The organism is Sphingobium sp. RAC03, from assembly GCF_001713415.1.
Lineage (GTDB): Bacteria > Pseudomonadota > Alphaproteobacteria > Sphingomonadales > Sphingomonadaceae > Sphingobium.
In genome coordinates, this window is the sequence record NZ_CP016456.1 from 329,113 (window position 1) to 346,972 (window position 17,860).

Annotated in this window: 16 protein-coding genes; 3 read left to right on the top strand and 13 right to left on the bottom strand. The window is 63.4% G+C overall.

The genetic code is table 11. From position 1 onward, the window contains the following. Positions 1-3 precede the first annotated feature (3 nt). Positions 4-1,008, bottom strand: coding sequence for an NAD(P)H-quinone oxidoreductase (locus BSY17_RS06200; protein ID WP_069064846.1), 1,005 nt, complete (start codon positions 1,006-1,008; stop codon positions 4-6). Positions 1,009-1,110: 102 nt separating this feature from the next. Here BSY17_RS06200 and BSY17_RS06205 point away from each other — a divergent pair, with 102 nt between their 5' ends. The 3 genes from BSY17_RS06205 to BSY17_RS06215 all read left to right on the top strand — a co-directional run bounded on the left by BSY17_RS06205 (position 1,111) and on the right by BSY17_RS06215 (position 4,615). Next, the gene (locus tag BSY17_RS06205) at positions 1,111-1,308 is read left to right on the top strand and encodes a DUF1192 domain-containing protein (RefSeq protein ID WP_069064847.1); all 198 of its coding nucleotides are present in this window, start codon (positions 1,111-1,113) and stop codon (positions 1,306-1,308) included. A gap of 156 nt (positions 1,309-1,464) precedes the next feature. Next, the gene (clpA, locus tag BSY17_RS06210; protein ID WP_069064848.1) at positions 1,465-3,795 is read left to right on the top strand and encodes an ATP-dependent Clp protease ATP-binding subunit ClpA; all 2,331 of its coding nucleotides are present in this window, start codon (positions 1,465-1,467) and stop codon (positions 3,793-3,795) included. 139 nt (positions 3,796-3,934) lie between these two features. Beyond that, positions 3,935-4,615, top strand: a complete 681-nt coding sequence (locus tag BSY17_RS06215) for an immunity protein Imm33 domain-containing protein (RefSeq protein WP_069064849.1) — start codon at positions 3,935-3,937, stop codon at positions 4,613-4,615. Positions 4,616-4,836: 221 nt separating this feature from the next. Here BSY17_RS06215 and recN read toward each other — a convergent pair whose 3' ends face one another. The 12 genes from recN to infB all read right to left on the bottom strand — a co-directional run bounded on the left by recN (position 4,837) and on the right by infB (position 17,812). Then, positions 4,837-6,501, bottom strand: a complete 1,665-nt coding sequence (gene recN / locus BSY17_RS06220) for a DNA repair protein RecN (protein ID WP_069064850.1) — start codon at positions 6,499-6,501, stop codon at positions 4,837-4,839. A gap of 146 nt (positions 6,502-6,647) precedes the next feature. Beyond that, on the bottom strand, positions 6,648-7,436 hold the full coding sequence (locus tag BSY17_RS06225; RefSeq protein ID WP_069066821.1) for an outer membrane protein assembly factor BamD: 789 nt from the start codon (positions 7,434-7,436) through the stop codon (positions 6,648-6,650). 56 nt (positions 7,437-7,492) lie between these two features. Further along, on the bottom strand, positions 7,493-8,512 hold the full coding sequence (locus BSY17_RS06230) for a sensor histidine kinase (protein ID WP_069064851.1): 1,020 nt from the start codon (positions 8,510-8,512) through the stop codon (positions 7,493-7,495). Between the two features lie 146 nt (positions 8,513-8,658). Then, positions 8,659-10,998, bottom strand: a complete 2,340-nt coding sequence (pnp, locus tag BSY17_RS06235; RefSeq protein WP_069064852.1) for a polyribonucleotide nucleotidyltransferase — start codon at positions 10,996-10,998, stop codon at positions 8,659-8,661. A gap of 251 nt (positions 10,999-11,249) precedes the next feature. Further along, a complete protein-coding gene (gene rpsO, locus BSY17_RS06240; protein ID WP_037473756.1) occupies positions 11,250-11,519 on the bottom strand; it encodes a 30S ribosomal protein S15 in 270 nt (89 codons plus the stop codon). Continuing rightward, positions 11,520-12,536 (bottom strand): tRNA pseudouridine(55) synthase TruB, encoded by a 1,017-nt coding sequence (truB, locus tag BSY17_RS06245; RefSeq protein WP_069064853.1) that lies wholly within the window; start codon positions 12,534-12,536, stop codon positions 11,520-11,522. 31 nt (positions 12,537-12,567) lie between these two features. After that, on the bottom strand, positions 12,568-13,146 hold the full coding sequence (locus BSY17_RS06250) for a thymidine kinase (RefSeq protein WP_069064854.1): 579 nt from the start codon (positions 13,144-13,146) through the stop codon (positions 12,568-12,570). A gap of 6 nt (positions 13,147-13,152) precedes the next feature. Beyond that, entirely contained in the window at positions 13,153-14,049 is an 897-nt protein-coding gene (locus BSY17_RS06255) for an alpha/beta hydrolase family protein (protein ID WP_069066822.1), read from the bottom strand. 17 nt (positions 14,050-14,066) lie between these two features. After that, positions 14,067-14,456 (bottom strand): type II toxin-antitoxin system VapC family toxin, encoded by a 390-nt coding sequence (locus BSY17_RS06260; protein WP_037473762.1) that lies wholly within the window; start codon positions 14,454-14,456, stop codon positions 14,067-14,069. Beyond that, positions 14,456-14,755, bottom strand: coding sequence for an AbrB/MazE/SpoVT family DNA-binding domain-containing protein (locus tag BSY17_RS06265; RefSeq protein ID WP_237236439.1), 300 nt, complete (start codon positions 14,753-14,755; stop codon positions 14,456-14,458). The genes BSY17_RS06260 and BSY17_RS06265 overlap by 1 nt, the downstream gene beginning before the upstream one ends. Before the next feature lies 1 nt (position 14,756). Continuing rightward, positions 14,757-15,158: a 30S ribosome-binding factor RbfA gene (gene rbfA, locus BSY17_RS06270; protein ID WP_037473764.1), complete on the bottom strand. Its 402-nt coding sequence runs from the start codon at positions 15,156-15,158 to the stop codon at positions 14,757-14,759. 47 nt (positions 15,159-15,205) lie between these two features. Next, positions 15,206-17,812: a translation initiation factor IF-2 gene (gene infB / locus BSY17_RS06275; RefSeq protein WP_069064855.1), complete on the bottom strand. Its 2,607-nt coding sequence runs from the start codon at positions 17,810-17,812 to the stop codon at positions 15,206-15,208. Positions 17,813-17,860 lie beyond the last annotated feature (48 nt).

Sequence of the window (17,860 nt, forward strand, 5' to 3'; positions counted from 1 at the left end):
CCCTCACACCACCAGCACGATTTTCCCGAAATGTTCGCCCGCGTCCATTCGCGCATGGGCCTTCGCCGCGTCCGCCAGGGTAAAGCGTTGGTCCATTGCCGGGCGGAGCTTGGCTTCGTCGACGAAGGGCCAGACGTTGCGGACCAGTTCGTCAGCGACCAGGCTCTTGAAGCCGACCGATCGCGCCCGCAGGGTCGAGCCGGTCAGGGTCAGGCGCTTCTGCATGATGGTCGGGATGAAGATGCTGGCCTTCGCGCCACCCAGCACGGCGATCGACACATGCCGTCCGTCTTCGGCCAGACATTCGAGGTTGCGCGGCACATAGTCGCCGCCGACCATGTCGAGCACAGCCTGCACCCCCTGCCCGCCGGTGATGCGCTGGACCTCCGCGACATAATCCTGGGTGCGGTAGTTGATCGCTTCGTCCGCGCCCCAGCCCTTGGCGGCCTCGCATTTTTCGTCCGACCCGCAGGTCACGATGACCTTGACGTCGAACAGGTTGCACAGGCGGATCGCCATCGTGCCGATCCCGCTGGTACCGCCATGGACCAGCACCGTGTCGCCGCCGACGGCATAGGCGCGCTCGAACAGGTTGGTCCATACGGTGAAAAGGGTTTCGGGCAGCGCCGCCGCTTCAACCATGTCATAGTCCGCCGGGACCGGCAGGCATTGGCCCGCAGGCGCCACCGCATATTCGGCATAGCCCCCGCCCGCCAGCAGCGCGCATACGCGCTGGCCGACCAGCATGTCCGAACTGCGTCCGGCCGCGACGATCGTGCCGGAGACTTCCAGCCCCGGAATGTCCGAAGCGCCGGGCGGCGGCGGATATTTGCCCTGTCGTTGCAAGACGTCGGGACGGTTGACGCCGGCGGCCGCGACGCGGATCAGCACTTCGTCATCGCCGGGAACGGGCAAGGGGCGGCGCATCGGCACCAGCGCGTCGGGACCACCGGGCGCGGCGATGCCTATCGCCATCATCTCCTTGGGCAAGGCCTCAACGTCCGCCATAGATTCCCCCTAAAAACCCCAGATGCTGCGATGCATCAAAATTGCCTCATCCAGCATCCACCCATATTGACACCGTGAGCAACAGGGTCAACATTGGCAACCATGGACATGGATGACGACCTCCCCCGCAAGGGCGACGATCTTCTGACCCGGCTTATCCAACAGGATCTAGGCCCGCTGTCCGTGATTGAACTGGAAGCCCGCATATCCGCCCTGGAAGCGGAAATTGCCCGCACCAGAGCAAAAATGCAAAGCGCCGTTAACCATAAGGCAAGTGCCGAGGCGCTATTTAATCGATGACCCCACGTCAAGCCCCAAGCGCCCCGTTCAAGGGCATATTAGGGCATGGACAGTCTGGCAATTCTGGCGATCGGGCGCTGCGCCTTGATCCGCCGTCGAGCAATGCCGACATAGGGTTCACCATCACCCTTCATTGGGGTCAGGAGTAGAGTAGATATGCCTTCATTCGCGCCCGCTCTGGAAACCACGCTGCACAATGCGTTGACCCACGCATCGGAGCGCAAACATGAATATGCCACGCTGGAGCATCTCCTCCTGGCACTGATTGATGACGAACATGCGTCAAAGGTGATGCAGGCGTGCGGCGTGGAAGTCGGCGAACTGGGCGACGCGGTCACCCAATATCTCGACACCGAACTCGACAGCCTCAAGGTCGAGGGGGCAAGCGACCCCTCCCCCACCAGCGGATTTCAGCGCGTGGTCCAGCGCGCCATCCTCCATGTGCAATCCTCCGGCAAGGATGAAGTGACGGGGGCCAATGTCCTCGTCGCGCTCTTTTCCGAACGCGAAAGCTATGCCGTCTATTTCCTGCAGCAGCAGGATATGAGCCGCCTCGATGCCGTGAGCTTCATCAGCCATGGCGTCGGCAAGGGCACGCCCGCGCCCGAGCGTCAGGAGACCAAGGGGGCAGCCGAGGAGGAAAAGAAGGTGCAGGACGGCAAGGGAAAGAAGGACAGCGCCCTCGATCAGTTCACCGTCAACCTCAATGAGAAAGCGGAACGCGGCAAGGTCGATCCGTTGATCGGCCGCGCGTCGGAGGTGGACCGCACGATCCAGATCCTGTGCCGCCGCTCAAAGAACAACCCGCTTTATGTCGGCGATCCCGGCGTCGGCAAGACCGCGATCGCCGAAGGGCTGGCGCGCAAGATCGTCGAGGGCGAAGTGCCCGACGTGTTGAAGGAAGCGGTCATCTATTCGCTCGACATGGGCGCGCTGCTGGCCGGCACACGCTATCGCGGCGATTTCGAGGAACGGTTGAAGGCGGTCGTCACCGAGCTGGAAAAGCTGCCCCACGCGGTGCTGTTCATCGATGAGATCCACACCGTCATCGGCGCTGGCGCGACCAGCGGCGGGGCGATGGACGCATCGAACTTGCTCAAGCCCGCTTTGTCGGGCGGGACGATCCGCTGCATCGGGTCGACCACCTACAAGGAATTCCGCAACCATTTCGAGAAGGACCGGGCGCTGCTCCGGCGCTTCCAGAAGATCGACGTCAACGAACCGACGATCGAGGATACGATCAAGATCCTCGCAGGGCTGCGCTCCGCATTCGAGGATCATCATCACGTCAAATATACCCCCGACGCGATCAAGGCGGCGGTGGAATTGTCGGCGCGCTATATCAACGACCGCAAGCTGCCGGACAAGGCGATCGACGTGATCGACGAAGTCGGCGCGATGCAGATGCTGGTGGTGCCGTCCAAGCGCAAGAAGGTGATCACGCCCAAGGAGATCGAGCAGGTCATCGCGACCATGGCGCGCATCCCCCCCAAGACCGTGTCGTCCGACGACAAGAGCGTGCTGGAAAGCCTGACCACCGATTTGAAGCGCGTGGTGTTCGGCCAGGACAAGGCGATCGAGACGCTGTCGTCGGCGATCAAGCTGTCGCGGGCGGGCCTGCGCGATCCCGACAAGCCGATCGGCAACTATCTCTTCTCTGGCCCTACCGGCGTCGGCAAGACGGAGGTGGCGCGCCAGCTGGCGACGTTGCTCGGCATCCCGCTGCAGCGGTTCGACATGTCGGAATATATGGAGCGCCATTCGGTCAGCCGCCTGATCGGTGCGCCTCCGGGCTATGTCGGCTATGACCAGGGTGGCTTGCTGACCGATGCCGTGGACCAGCAGCCGCATAGCGTCCTGCTGCTCGACGAAATCGAAAAGGCGCATCCCGACCTGTTCAACATCTTGTTGCAGGTGATGGATAATGGCCGCCTGACCGACCATCATGGCAAGACCGTCGATTTCCGCAACACCATCCTCATCATGACCACCAATGCCGGTGCGTCGGACATGGCGAAGGAAAGCATCGGCTTTGGCGAACTGACGCGCGAGGATGTGCAGGAGGATGCGGTGAAGAAGCTCTTCACGCCGGAATTCCGCAACCGCCTCGATGCGATCGTGCCCTTCGGCTATCTGCCGCCCGAAGTGGTCGCCCGCGTCATCGACAAGTTCGTGCTGCAACTCGAACTGCAACTGGCCGACCGCGACGTCCACATCACGCTGGACGAAGAGGCCAAGGCCTGGCTCACCAAGAAGGGCTATGACAAGCTCTATGGTGCGCGCCCGATGGGCCGCCTGATGCAGGAAAAGGTAAAGCAGCCGCTGGCCGAGGAACTGTTGTTCGGCAAGCTGGTCCATGGCGGCGAAGTCCATGTCCATATGAAGGAAACCGATGGGGTTGCGGGCCTCGCCTTCGAGATCACCCCGGCGGCCCCCAAAAAGGGCAAGAAGGGTGGCAGGGCCAAGGCGGCCGAAGGCACGAAGTAACTGGGCTTGGACGTGCGACGGAAAGGGCGGCCTGCGAGGGTCGCCCTTTTTCTTATGTGCCAAACCTTTCCTTTTGAAAGGAGAGTGGCCGTCGGCTCGTTGATATTGCAACCTCGGCAATGGGGGCTAATCTGCAACGATGCGGATAGCCGATCGCCTCTATAATATGCGCCGCCGCTATTTCGGCACTTGGTCGGTCGAAGACCCTCGTCCGATCCAAAAGCAGGCACCCTATACCTTCTTCCTGCCGACACCCGACGAGATCATGGCACTCCGGCCGGGCGATCTTGTTAAATTGACCATCAAAGGATCACCACCCGGCGTCGAATATGACGCCGAGCGCATGTGGGTCATTCTGGATTCTCTGGGGCCAGAGGAGTGGCAGGGACGTTTGGACAATCAGCCAAGTGACATGCCGCAGTTGCAGCCGGGAGCCCGGATCGGATTCCAGCCCTATCACATTATCGACCTTCTATTTGAAGGCGAGCGCGAACGGCCTGAAACGATCCCCATGCGGCAATATTGGGATCGATGCCTGGTCGATAGCTGCGTCGTCGATGATGCCGTGCCAGTTCATTTCATCTATCGCGAAGAGGCAGAGCTTTCGGAGGAAGGGTACAATTACCCCGATAGCGGCTGGCGTATACGGGGCGACTATCGCGCAACAAGCGACGATGAACTGGCGAACCGCGAAATGAGATATATCGCGATCGGGAAAATATTAAATGCGGACGATAGCTGGCTGCATCTGATCGATGAGCCTGTCGGTTCCGCCTATATCCGCGACTTCGAAACCGGACTCTATGAGGCCGCCGACTAGAGCATGATGACTTTACACAGAACCGTTCGTCCTGAGTAGCCATTGAGCGAAGTCGAAATGGCGTATCGAAGGATATAAAGCGCAGCCGACCCTTCGATACGGGTCTTCGACAAGCTCAGCCCCTACTCAGGGCGAACGGAGTGATGCGACATAAAGTCATCATGCTCTAAATTTGCAGGGAAGTGGCGTTTCCTCGCGGTCTGAAGCGGGAAATCTTGATGCTACAGCGTTTCCAGCAGCCTATCCGCCTGGGCGCGGGCTTCGGCGGTGATTTCCGCGCCGGAGAGCATGCGCGCGATTTCTTCGCGACGTTCCTGGTCGTCCAGCGCGTGGACGCCGGTGCGAGTGACGGTGCCGTCGCTGGATTTGGCGATCAGCAGATGGCCCGCCCCGCGCGCCGCGACTTGCGGGCTGTGGGTGACGACCAAAATCTGGTTGTTTTGCGCCAGGCGCGCTAAACGTTCGCCGATGGCCGATGCCACCGCGCCGCCGACGCCCCGGTCGATCTCGTCAAAGATCAGCGTGTCCGCCCCGCCCTGTTCCGCCAGCGCGACCTTGAGCGCGAGGATGAAGCGGGAGAGTTCACCGCCCGACGCGATCTTGGTCAGCGGGGCGAAGGGCGCGCCGGGGTTGGTCGAAATCTCGAACTCGACCCGGTCCATGCCCTGCGCGGTCCATTGCCCCTCATCCAGCGGCGCGACCACGGTGCGGAAGCGGGCGGCGTCGAGTTTCAAGGGCGCAAGCTCGCCCGCCACCGCCGCGTCGAGGCGACCGGCTGCCAGTTGGCGTTCGCCCGACAGCGCCTGCGCCGCGGCGCGATAGGCGGCGGCCTTAGTCGCGACCTCCGTTTCCAGCGCCGCGATATGCTCTTCGCCGCCTTCGATCGCGGCCAGCTTTGCCGCCATCTCTTCGCATAGGGCAGCGAGGTCATCGGGCTGCACCTGATGCTTGCGGGCAAGGCCGCGCAGGTCGAACAGGCGGGTTTCGATGCTGTCGAGCCGGGCCGGATCGAAGCTCAATGCTTCGGCGGCTTCGGCCAGCCGATCCTCGGCCTCGCCCGCTTCCACCACGGCGCGGTCGAGCGCTTCGAGCACGGCGGTCAGCAGCGGTTCCTCACCCGCGATCCGGTCCAGCCGCCGGGCAGCCTGGCGCAATTGCGCGAGGCCGCCGTCGGAGCCGGTCAGGCACTCGCTGATAGTGGTGAGATCGTCGGTCAGGCGCGCGCCCTTCTGCATCGTCGCGCGTTCCTCGGCCAGCGTCGCTTCCTCGCCGGGCTCAGGCGCGAAGCTGCGCAATTCCTCGACGGCGTGGGCAAGATAGTCGCGGTCGCGCGCGGCAGTTTCGACCGTGGCGCGGGCTTCGGCGAGCGCGGCAGCGGCCTTGCGCCACGCGCCATGCGCCGTGCCGACCGCGCCGGTATCGCAGCGGCCATAGGCGTCGAGCAAGGCGCGATGGCCGCGCGCGTTGAGCAGGCCGCGATCGTCATGCTGGCCGTGAATTTCGACCAGCGAGCCGCCCAGTTCGCGCAGCAACGCCGCCGAGCAGGGCTGGTCGTTGACGAAGGCGCGGCTGCCGCCGTCGGCCTTGACCATGCGGCGGATGATGAGCGGTTCGCCCGGCTCCATTTCCACACCATTGTCGGCCAGCAGCGCGGCGGCGCGATGGTCGCCGGTCGGCGGATCGAAGGTCGCGATGACGCTGGCCTGCGCCTCGCCATTGCGGACGAGGCCGCTGTCGGCGCGCGCGCCCAGCGTCAGCCCCAGCGAATCGAGCAGGATCGATTTGCCCGCGCCGGTTTCGCCGGTCAGCACGGAAAGGCCCGCGCCGAACTCCAGGTCCAGCGCTTCGATCAGCACGACATTGCGGATGGACAGGGCGGTTAGCAAATCAAAGGACTCTCCCCTCCCGCTTGCGGGAGGGGTTGGGGGTGGGCGCGTCGCGCAGCGGCGTATGGCAACGCCGGGGCCGGATGCTCGCTACGCTCGCAGCCCACCCCTAGCCCCTCCCGCAGGCGGGAGGGGAACAAGAAATGTTACGCCTTGCCGCCATGTTGCTGCATCAGCTTGTAGGAGCGTTCATACCATTCGGAGCCGGGATAGTTGGCACCCAATACGGCGGCGGCCTTTTGCGCTTCGGCGGGGACGCCCAGCGAGAGATAGGATTCGACCAGCCGCTCCAGCGCTTCGGGCGTGTGGGTGGTGGTCTGATATTTATCGACCACGGTGCGGAAGCGCAGCGTGGCGGCGATCCACTGGCCGCGACGCTGATAGAAGCGGCCGACTTCCATTTCCTTGCCCGCCAGATGGTCGTTCACCAGATCGACCTTCAACCGCGCATCGGCGGCATAGCGGGTGTCGGGATAGCGGCGGATCAGTTCGCCGAGCGCCGCCAGCGCCTGCTGCGTGATTTTCTGGTCGCGGGTGACGTCGGCGATCTGCTCATAATAGCAGAGCGCGATCAGATAATAAGCGTAGGGGGCATCCTTGTTGCCGGTGTGGATCGCCAGGAAACGCTGCGCCGCGGACACGGATTCGGCATAATCGGTGTTCATATAATAGCTGAACGCCGACATGAGCTGTGCCCGGCGTGCCCAGGGCGAATAGGGATGCTGGCGCTCGACCTCGTCAAACAGCGCGGCGGCGAGCTTATACTGGCCGCGATCGAGCCGGTCCTTGCCGCTATTATACAGCGTCGACACGTCGCGGGCGACATATTGGGTGTCGGCCTTGTTTTTCGATGTCGAGCAGCCCGTAAGCAGAACGGCAGCGAGCAGGACCGGGGTGGTGGCCGCGCCGATGCGCGTCAGTGTTTTCGTCAGCATGATGCGGGTCATAGCCGAGCGGATCGCTGCCGCCAAGCGGCAGAATTGTCGCACGATCAACAGGCGGCGCGTGGCGGCAGGATAAGTTGTGCGACGGCACCGCCATGCGCGCCCGGTGCCAGGGTAAAGCGCCCGCCGATCTGCGCCGCCAGCGTGTTGGCGATGCGCAGCCCTAAGGATTTGCTATGCTCCACGGCGAAATCGGGCGACACGCCGTCGCCGTCATCAGACACGCGCAGGCATAGCTCCCCTGCATGATGGTCCAACACCACGGCAATAGTCCCGCCTCGATGCGGCAGGCCATGTTCGATGGCGTTGCTGACCGCTTCGGCCACGACCAGCGCCAGCGGCACGGTGATGCCGGGTTCGAGCTGCACCTCTTCGGGCGCATCGACGCTGATTGCGATGTCGGTGCGGCCGCTGGCCTCGATGACATCGGCCGTCAGCGTCGTCAAAAAGGCCCGCACCCCCTGCCCCGCGCCGGACGGATCGTAGAGCGCCCGGCTGATCCGGCCGATCAGCGCCAACCGTTCGGAGGCGTCGTCCAATGCGCGGCGCGCCACGTCATGATCGACATGGCGGCGTTGTAGCGCGAGCATCGCGGCCACGACCTGTAGATTATTGGACACACGATGCTGCAATTCGTGGAACAGCAATTCGCGATTTTCAGCGAGCGCCGCGCTACGTTCCCGCTCGATGGCCAGGTGGAAATTGGCGCGCTGCATGAAGTGGATCAGCACGATATCGACAAGCACGACGCCGGTGTAAAAGATCATCGCTGCGGCCACGCCCGGATTGAGGACGAAGCTGTTGCGGGGGGCGATGAAGAAATACCAGGAGGCGGCGGCGCACAGGATTGCGGCGAATAGACCCGGCCGGACTCCGAACAGGAAAGACGCCAGAATGACGGCGGGAAAGAATGTCACGAACGGATAGCCGTCGGGCAGCAGCGGTTCCGCCGCGAAGCGCAACAGCAGCGCCAGCCCACAGAAAGACAGCGTCAACGCATAAGCATAGACCGGTCGGTTAAGAACAAGCGGCAGCCGTTCGACGAACCGCGCGTTGCTACGCTGCATGCCATGTTCCGATATCCATGTCGTTACACTAGCAGAACTTCATGCCGGTGCATTGATCGAAATCAGTCGGCGGGCGGCGACATGAAAAAAGGCGCCCGGATGAACCGGACGCCCTCTTTTTCTTGGTTGCTCTGACGAGCGGACGATCAGTCCTGGGTCAGGAAGTCGGGCAGGCCGGCGTTCGAGCCATCATCCTTGCCGTCGTCCTTGGCAGCGTCGTCGCGCGGGCCACGGTCGCGGCGGGGGCCACGGTCGCCACGGCCTTCACCACGTTCGCCACCACGGCCACCGCCGCCGTCACGACGCGGGCCACGGCCACGATCGCCACGGCCTTCGCCACCGGCGCGGGGTTCGCGCGCTTCACGGGCAGGACGGGTGTCCTCCAGTTCTTCGCCGGTTTCCTGATCGACGACGCGCATCGACAGGCGAACCTTGCCACGCGGATCGATTTCGAGAACCTTGACCTTCACTTCCTGGCCTTCCGACACGACGTCGGTCGGCTTTTCGACGCGCTCATTCTTCATTTCGGAGACGTGGACGAGACCGTCCTTGCCACCCATGAAGTTCACGAAAGCACCGAAGTCGACGATGTTGACGACCTTGCCGTCATAGATCTTGCCGATTTCCGCTTCCTGCGTGATGCCGAGGATCCACTTGCGCGCGGCCTCGATCTGCGCCGGATCGGACGAGCTGATCTTGATCAGGCCTTCGTCATCGATGTCGACCTTCGCGCCGGTTTCGGCGACGATCTCACGGATGACCTTGCCGCCGGTGCCGATGACTTCGCGGATCTTCGACTTGTCGATCTGCAACGTCTCGATGCGCGGGGCATGGGCCGACAATTCGCTGCGCGTGCTGTCGAGCGCCTTGGCCATTTCGCCCAGGATGTGCGCGCGGCCTTCCTTGGCCTGATGCAGAGCGGCTTCGAAGATTTCGCGGGTGATGCCCGCAATCTTGATGTCCATCTGCATCGTGGTGATGCCTTCGGACGTGCCGGCCACCTTGAAGTCCATGTCGCCGAGATGATCTTCGTCACCCAGAATGTCGGACAGGACGGCAAAATTCTTGCCTTCCAGGATCAGGCCCATGGCGATGCCGGATACGGGGCGCTTCAAGGGCACACCGGCGTCCATCATCGAGAGCGAACCACCGCAGACGGTCGCCATCGAGGAGGAACCGTTCGATTCGGTAATGTCGGACAGAACGCGGATCGTATAGGGGAACTCGTCCTTGCTCGGCAGAACGGGGTGCAGCGCACGCCATGCGAGCTTGCCATGACCCACTTCGCGACGACCCGGCGCGCCGAAGCGACCGACTTCACCGACCGAATAGGGCGGGAAGTTATAGTGCAGCATGAAGTTCTCATAATGCAGGCCAGTGAGGCCGTCGATCATCTGCTCGGCGTCCTTGGTGCCCAGCGTCGTGGTGCAGATCGACTGGGTTTCGCCGCGCGTGAACAGGGCCGAACCATGGGTGCGGGGCAGGAAGCCGACCATCGCTTCGATCGGGCGGATCTGCGTGGTGGTGCGGCCGTCGATACGCTTGCCGTCCTTGAGGATGGCGCCGCGCACGATTTCCGCTTCCAGCTTCTTGGTCAGCTTGATGCCGGCCATCACGGTCTGGGCGTCCAGGCCGTCAGCGGCCAACTGGGCCTTCGCCTTGGCGCGGGCTTCGTTCAGCGCGTTCGAGCGGGCCGACTTGTCGGTCAGCTTGTAGGCAGCGGTGATGTCCTTGCCGATCAGCTTCTTGAGCTTGGCCTTCAGGTCGCCCAGATCATCGCTCTTGGCCATGTCCCAAGGATCCTTGGCGGCCTTTTCAGCGAGGCTGATGATGGCGTCGACGATCTTCTTGCTCGCATCATGCGCGAACAGGACGGCGCCCAGCATGACCTCTTCCGACAGTTCCTTGGCTTCGGATTCGACCATCATCACCGCGTCGTAGGTGGCGGCGACGACCAGGTCGAGTTCGCCGGTCTTCACTTCGTCCAGCGACGGGTTGAGCTGATATTCGCCATCCTTGTAACCGACGCGCGCGGCGCCGATCGGGCCCATGAAGGGCACGCCCGACAGGGTCAGGGCAGCCGACGCGGCAATCATCGCCACCATGTCCGGCTCGCTTTCGCCATCGAACGACAGCACCTGGGCGATGACGTTGATTTCGTTGTAGAAGCCTTCGGGGAACAGCGGACGGAGCGGACGGTCGATCAGGCGGGAAACCAGCGTTTCCTTTTCGGTCGCACCGCGCTCACGCTTGAAGAAGCCACCGGGGATGCGGCCGGCGGCGGAATATTTTTCCTGATAGTGAACGGTCAGCGGGAAAAAGTCCTGGCCTTCCTTCACGCTCTTGGCGGCGGTCACGGCGCACAGCACCACGGTTTCGCCATAGGTCGCCAGCACGGCGGCGTCAGCCTGGCGCGCGATGCGGCCGGTTTCGAGGGTCAGCGTCTTGCCGGCCAGCTCGATCGATACTTTCTTGACGTCAAACATAGATTTTTTCCTTCGCCCGCATCGGCCCTATTGCCGGGCGGGGCCTTTGGTGGAGCCATATTGCTCCATAGTTGCCCCCTCAACCCGTTCGGGCTGAGCCTGTCGAAGCCCCGTCCTTTCCTCTTGAGAAAGTACAGCCCTTCGACAAGCTCAGGGCGAACGGAGGTGGCATTAGCGGGACAAAGCGCCGAATTGCGACTTGCCCCGGAATCAGAAACGGCCCCGCATGGGGGCCGTCACTTTTAACAGGCTTACTTACGCAGGCCCAGCTTGCCGATCAGGTCAGTGTAACGCGCCTGATCCTTCTTCTTGAGATAGTCCAGCAGCGAACGACGCTTGTTGACCATCATCAGCAGACCACGACGGCTGTGATTATCCTTGTGGTGACCCTTGAAATGCTCGGTCAGGTTGGTGATCCGCTCGGTCAGGATCGAAACCTGGACCTCTGGCGAACCCGTGTCACCCTCAGCGCGGGCATATTCCTTGATCAGCGCTTCCTTGCGCTCGGCAGTAATCGTCATCTAATCGTCTTCCCTCGACATCAGGTTGAAACCGCGCACCACGATGATCTCCTGATCATCCGACTGCACCAGCGCGACGGGGATGTCCCCTTGCGTCGCCAGATACAGGCCGGTGGTGGCGGCGATCCCGGTCAATACCTTCCCCTGGCGGAGCATAAGGGCTTGATCGGGAGAGACGGGGAGAGCCGGGATGTCGTCCAGCCCCGCCGTCAGCGGCAGCATAAGCCCACCGATGCCGCGCTCGTTAGCAGCATGACGCAATTTGTCCAGCGAAATTGCGGATTCGAGGGTGAATGGACCGGCCTTTATGCGGCGGAGCATGGTGACATGACCCACCGTGCCGAGCGTCAGCGCGATGTCGCGCGCGAGGCTGCGGATATAGGTGCCTTTGGAGACATGGGCGCGGAGGGTGATGCTCTCCAATTCCTCCCCGTCACGGGGAGGGGGACCAGCCGCAGGCTGGTGGAGGGGGTTGGTAACTTGACGCGATGGGGTGTTCAGTCGCCCGCCCCCTCCACCATCGCCTTCGGCGACGGTCCCCCTCCCCGTGCCGGGGAGGATTGAATAGATCGTCACCGACCGCGTCTTCATCTCAACCTCTTCCCCCTTGCGGGCGAGATCATAAGCGCGCTGGCCGTCGATCAGGATGGCGCTGTAGGCGGGCGGAGCCTGGCCGATCGGGCCGGTGAAGCGCGGCAACACCGCTTCCACCTGCGCCAGCGTCGGCCGCACGGCGCTGGCTGCGATCACCGCACCTTCCAGGTCGAGCGTGTCGGTCTGCGCGCCGAAGGCGATCGTGAAGTCGTAAATCTTGTCACTGTCGAGCATCCGTCCAGCGAGCTTGGTCGCTTCGCCGATCGCGATCGGCAGGACGCCGGTCGCCAGCGGATCGAGCGTGCCGCCATGGCCGACCTTGCATTTGCCAGCGCCGCTGTCGCGCAGCGCGCGCTTGACCGCGGCGACCGCCTGCGTCGAGCCAAGGCCATGAGGTTTGTCGAGAATGATCCAGCCGTGCATTGTGCGCCCCTATAGGGCAGCGTGGCCGCTGTCAGCCCCGCATCTGCGCCATGAAGTGACGGCGGCACAAGGCGACATAGCGATCATTGCCGCCGATCTGCGTCTGTTCGCCCCGCCGGATCGGCCGCCCCTCCCCGTCCACGCGCAGGTTCATGGTCGCCTTGCGCCCGCAATCGCACACCGTCTTGATCTCGCTCAGACTGTCGGCCAGCCCCAGCAACTGCGCGCTGCCTTCGAACAATTCACCCTGGAAATCGGTGCGCAGGCCATAGCACAGCACCGGCACGCCGAGTTCATCGCACACCCGCCCCAGCGCCCAGACCTGCGCGCGGCTTAGAAATTGCGCCTCGTCCACCAGCACGCAGGAGAGGTGCGTGTCGTGATGGCGCGCGGCGATGGCGGCGAACATATCGGTGTCAGCCTCGAACAGATGCGCCTGCGCCTCCAGCCCGATCCGCGACACGATCCGCCCCCGGCCATAGCGATCATCCACCGCAGCGGTCCACAGCATCGTTTCCATGCCGCGTTCGCGATAGTTGAAGTCCGATTGCAGCAACGTCGTCGATTTGCCCGCATTCATCGAGCTATAGTAGAAATAGAGCTTCGCCATGGTCGCTTACCGGATGGTCGGGGCGACGCGCGACAGGAAGCGCACCAGCGCATCGGCGAGCGCGATCCGGCTGTCGGAAAAACTATGGTCGGTCGGCCAGACGGTCAGCCGGGCCTGCGGATTGGCGCCCTGCGCATCGGCCGCCGCCTTGCGCGCCTGATCGCCGATGCCCTTTTCCGCGCCGATGATGCTGAGCGGGCGGCGGCCATAGGCGGCCATGCGGCGGCCAAGGTCGAACTTGTCACCGCGATCGCGGATTTCGCTGGTCAGCCCGTCATAGGTCGCGCCTTGGAGCGGCGGCAGGTCGCTGGCCACCTCCGCCTGCCACGCCGCGGCGCCCTCCGGGGTTGCGAGCGAGGCGACCGTTTGGGCGGGATCCCATGGGTCGATCAGGAAAAGGCCCGCCACGCGCGGTTCGGCGGCGGCGACATCGGCGGCCATGAAGCCGCCCATACTGTGCCCGGCTACCACGATCGCGCTGGTGTCGATACGATATTTCGCGACGGTGGCGGGCTGTTGCAGAAATTGGAGCGCGGCGAAGGCATCGTCCGACGCGCCGCCGAAGGAGAAATCGCCGGGGCTACCCCATGACCCGCGATAATGGAGCGTCAGAACATGCCACCCGGCACGGCGCGCCGCTTGGGCCAGGTCCAGATTTTGTTCGTTGCCGGGGAAGCCGTGGAGGAGCAGCAATGTGGGATGCAGCCCGCCGCCCGCAGCGGTGTAGAGAACCGCGTTCATCGCGCCGTCGCCCGAAGGGATGACGAAGGCGCTCATGCCCGCTGGGTACGCCGCGTCGGGGGACGGATCGCTGGTGACGGCGGAGTGGATGGCAGGTTCTTTGGCATTGGCCGGGATAAAGGTGCATGCCAAAAGTGCACAGAACAGCAGCAACGCCCGCATGGTTGGATTCCCCGATATCATGTCAACGTCATGACGGCGACGGGAGGCGAATCCCCCACCGTCCGCTCAATCCGCCGGTCGAATGTCAAAAACATGTCCGCCTCGGCGGCCATCGACACATGCATCATATCAGCAAAATCAGCACCAGCGGCAAAGCGATCCAGAACCCAATCTATGCGGGCCGGTTGCCCCAACGCTTCCGGTAGATCGATTACGTCAAGCAAGGCTGCCGCGATACGCTCGCGCGGCCATCCATAGCTCGCGCGCAATACCCACTCCGTTTCGACCAATACGGTCGGCAATAAGATAAACCCCTGCCTGATCCGGTCAGCCGCGACAGCCGCTTGCGCCAAGTCGTCGCCCGTTAGGAAGCGCACCAGCACATTTGTATCGATCGCCGCTGCCATCAGTCCTGGCGGTCGCGGAACATCTGCGTGATGGCCTGGTCCATGTCTTCAATAGAAACGGGCGGCCCTTGATGCTGGTAACGGGCCTTGATACCCACCATGATGTCTTCGAAGCTGCGACCGGACTTTTTGTGCTGGGGATTCAACAGCACGCCCCCACCCATCGGCACGACGTCGAACACCTGCCCCGACGTAAAGCCGAGTTGGTCCCGCACATCCTTAGGGATGACAATCTGGCCCTTGGCCGAAAGAGTCGTTTTGGCGTTCATGACGGTAAGATGCGTCTTACCGTTAGCCAAGTCAATCCTCGTCTGCGTCATCCTTGACCAGATCCTGCGCGACCTTGGGATCGCGCAGCAGTTTGTCGATATGGCTGCCTTCGTCGAAGCTGTCGTCGGCCAGGAACTTGATCTTGGCGGCATATTTGAGCCGGGTGCGCGATGCGACTTCGCGTTGGAAATAGGCGGTGTTGGTGCGCAATGCCTTTAGCACCGCCTCCTCTTCCCGGCCCAGCAGCGGTTTGATGAAAACCGTGGCGTGGCGCAGGTCGGGCGACATGCGCACTTCGGTGACGCTCACGACATGCTTGGCCAGCACATCGTCATGCACGTCGCCGCGTTGCAGGATTTCGGACAGGATGTGCCGCACCTGTTCGCCCACGCGCAGCGCGCGGACATTTGGACCTTCATTCTGACTGGACATATATCATCCTCATGGCCCCGGCCGAAGCCAGGGCCACGTCTTTCCTATCACAGCGTACGAACGCGTTCCTCGACCTCGAACAGTTCGAGCGTGTCGCCGGCCTTGATGTCGTTGGTGTCCTGCAACACCGCACCACATTCCATGCCCGCGCGGACTTCGGACACATCATCCTTGAAGCGCCGCAGCGAGTGGATGACCGTTTTCGACACGATGACATCGTCGCGGGTGAGGCGCGCATTGAGCCCCTTGCGGATGATGCCTTCCATGACGAGCAGGCCTGCCGCCTTGTCCTTCTTGCCGGCCGGGAAGACCTGCAGGACTTCGGCGCGACCGACGATCGTTTCGATGCGTTCCGGCGCGAGCTGGCCCGCCATTTCGTTCCGCACTTCTTCGAGCAGATCGTAGATCACGTCATAATAGCGCAGCGAGATTTTCTCGCGGATCGCCAGTGGACGCGCCTTGGCATTGGGACGCACGTTGAAGCCGATCAGCGGCGCACGGCTGGCGGACGCCAGGGTGACGTCGCTTTCGGTGATCGCGCCGACGCCCGAACTCAAGATACGCACCTTGATCTCGTCCGTCGAAATGCGGTTCAGCGCACTGACGATCGCTTCGACCGATCCCTGCACGTCGCCGCGGATGACCACCGGATATTCGATGACCTTGGTGCTGAGCGCCGAGAACATATTTTCGAAGTTGGTCGGCACCGATGCCGTCCGCTTGCGGGTGATCTGTTCCTGGCGATAGGCCGCGACCTCACGGGCACGCGCCTCATTCTCCACGACCGTCATCTGATCGCCCGCCATAGGCACGCCCGACAGGCCCAATATCTCGACCGGGGTCGATGGTCCGGCCGATTTCACCTGCTGGCCCTTGTCGTTGATCAGCGCACGCACCTTGCCGCTCTCAGCGCCGATGACGAAGGTGTCACCGACCTTGAGCGTGCCCTTGCGCACCAGCACGGTCGCGACCGCACCACGGCCCCGGTCGAGCTGCGCCTCGATCACATTGCCTTCGGCCGCGCGATCGGGATTGGCGGTCAACTCCATCAGTTCGGCCTGGAGCAGGATCTTTTCGATCAGTTCGTCGAGGCCGGTCTTCTTGAGTGCCGAAACCTCCACGTCCTGAACGTCGCCGCCCATATCCTCGACCACGATCTCCTCGCTCAGCAGGCGCTCACGCACCTTTTGCGGGTTCGCGTCGGGCTTATCGACCTTGTTGATCGCCACGATCATCGGCACGCCGGCCGCCTTGGTGTGGTTGATCGCTTCGATCGTCTGCGGCATCAGCCCGTCGTCGGCCGCCACCACCAGGATGACGATATCGGTGACGTTCGCGCCACGGGCACGCATTTCCGAGAAGGCTTCATGGCCCGGCGTGTCGAGGAAGGTGATGACATCGCCCTTCTTCGTCGTCACCTGATAGGCGCCGATATGCTGGGTGATGCCGCCGCTTTCGCCCGACACGACACTGGTGCCGCGCAGAGCGTCGAGCAGCGACGTCTTGCCGTGATCGACATGGCCCATTATCGTGACCACGGGCGCACGGGGCTTGAGCGCTTCGACCGCATCGGCCTCACCCTCGATCCCGATTTCGATGTCGGCGTCGGACACGCGCTGGATGCGGTGGCCGAATTCTTCGACCAGCAATTCGGCGGTATCCTGATCGATCGATTGGTTGAGCGTGACCGCCTGCCCCATCTTGAACAGCGACTTGACCAGGTCCGCGCCCTTTTCGGCCATACGGTTGGCCAGTTCCTGCACGGTGATGACTTCCGGCACGATCACGTCGCGCGACTGTTTCTCGCGCGTCTTGGAGCCACCGGCATAATGCGCGCGGCGTTCCTTTTCACGGGCACGCTTGAGCGCCGCAAGGCTGCGGGCGCGCGCGCTGTCGTCATCGGCCAGCGCCTTGGTGACGGTCAGCTTGCCCGCCTGGCGACGATTATCTTCGCCCTTCTTCGCGCGTTCCGGCTTGGTCGGTTCGGGACGCTTGACCGGCGTAACCGGGGTGAAACGGCGCGGCGGCGGCGGTGCGGCCGTGGTCGGCGCAGCAGCGGCACCAGCGTCGGGCTCGACCGGCGTTTCAGCGGGCTGAGCAGCCACAGCTTCCTGCGGCGCGGCGGGCGCTTCGGCGACGGGCGTCGGTTCAGGCGCAGGCGCTTCCTCGACCGCTGGCGCGGACGCGGCGGTTTCGGCGGCCTGGCGATTTTCTTCGGCGCGGCGCTTTTCGGCTTCGATCGCGGCGAGACGCGCGGCATCTTCACGACGACGCGCCTCTTCCTGCGCGTTCATGCGGGCTTCTTCGGCCTCACGCAGCAGCTTGGCCTGCAATTCCTGACGCGACATCAGGCTCTGCGGCGGCGCGGTGCGCACCGGCTGTTGCTGGCGCGGCGGAGGGGGCGCAGCCGGACGCGGCGCGGCAGGCGCAGCGGCGGCGGCGGTCGGCGCAGGATCAGCCTGCGGCGTGGCAGCGGGCGCACCACCGGTGCTTTCGCCCGGCTTGCCCAGGACGCGGCGCCGCTTCACTTCGACCACGACCGTATTCTTGCGGCCATGGCTGAACTGCTGCTGCACCTGACCGGATTCCACGGTCCGCTTGATGCCCAGTGGCTTGCGGCCCAGAACCGGCTTGTCTTCCTTGCTGTCACTCATACGATCGAACTTAACCCTTCACTTCCGCTTCGGCCGGATAGGCCCGCC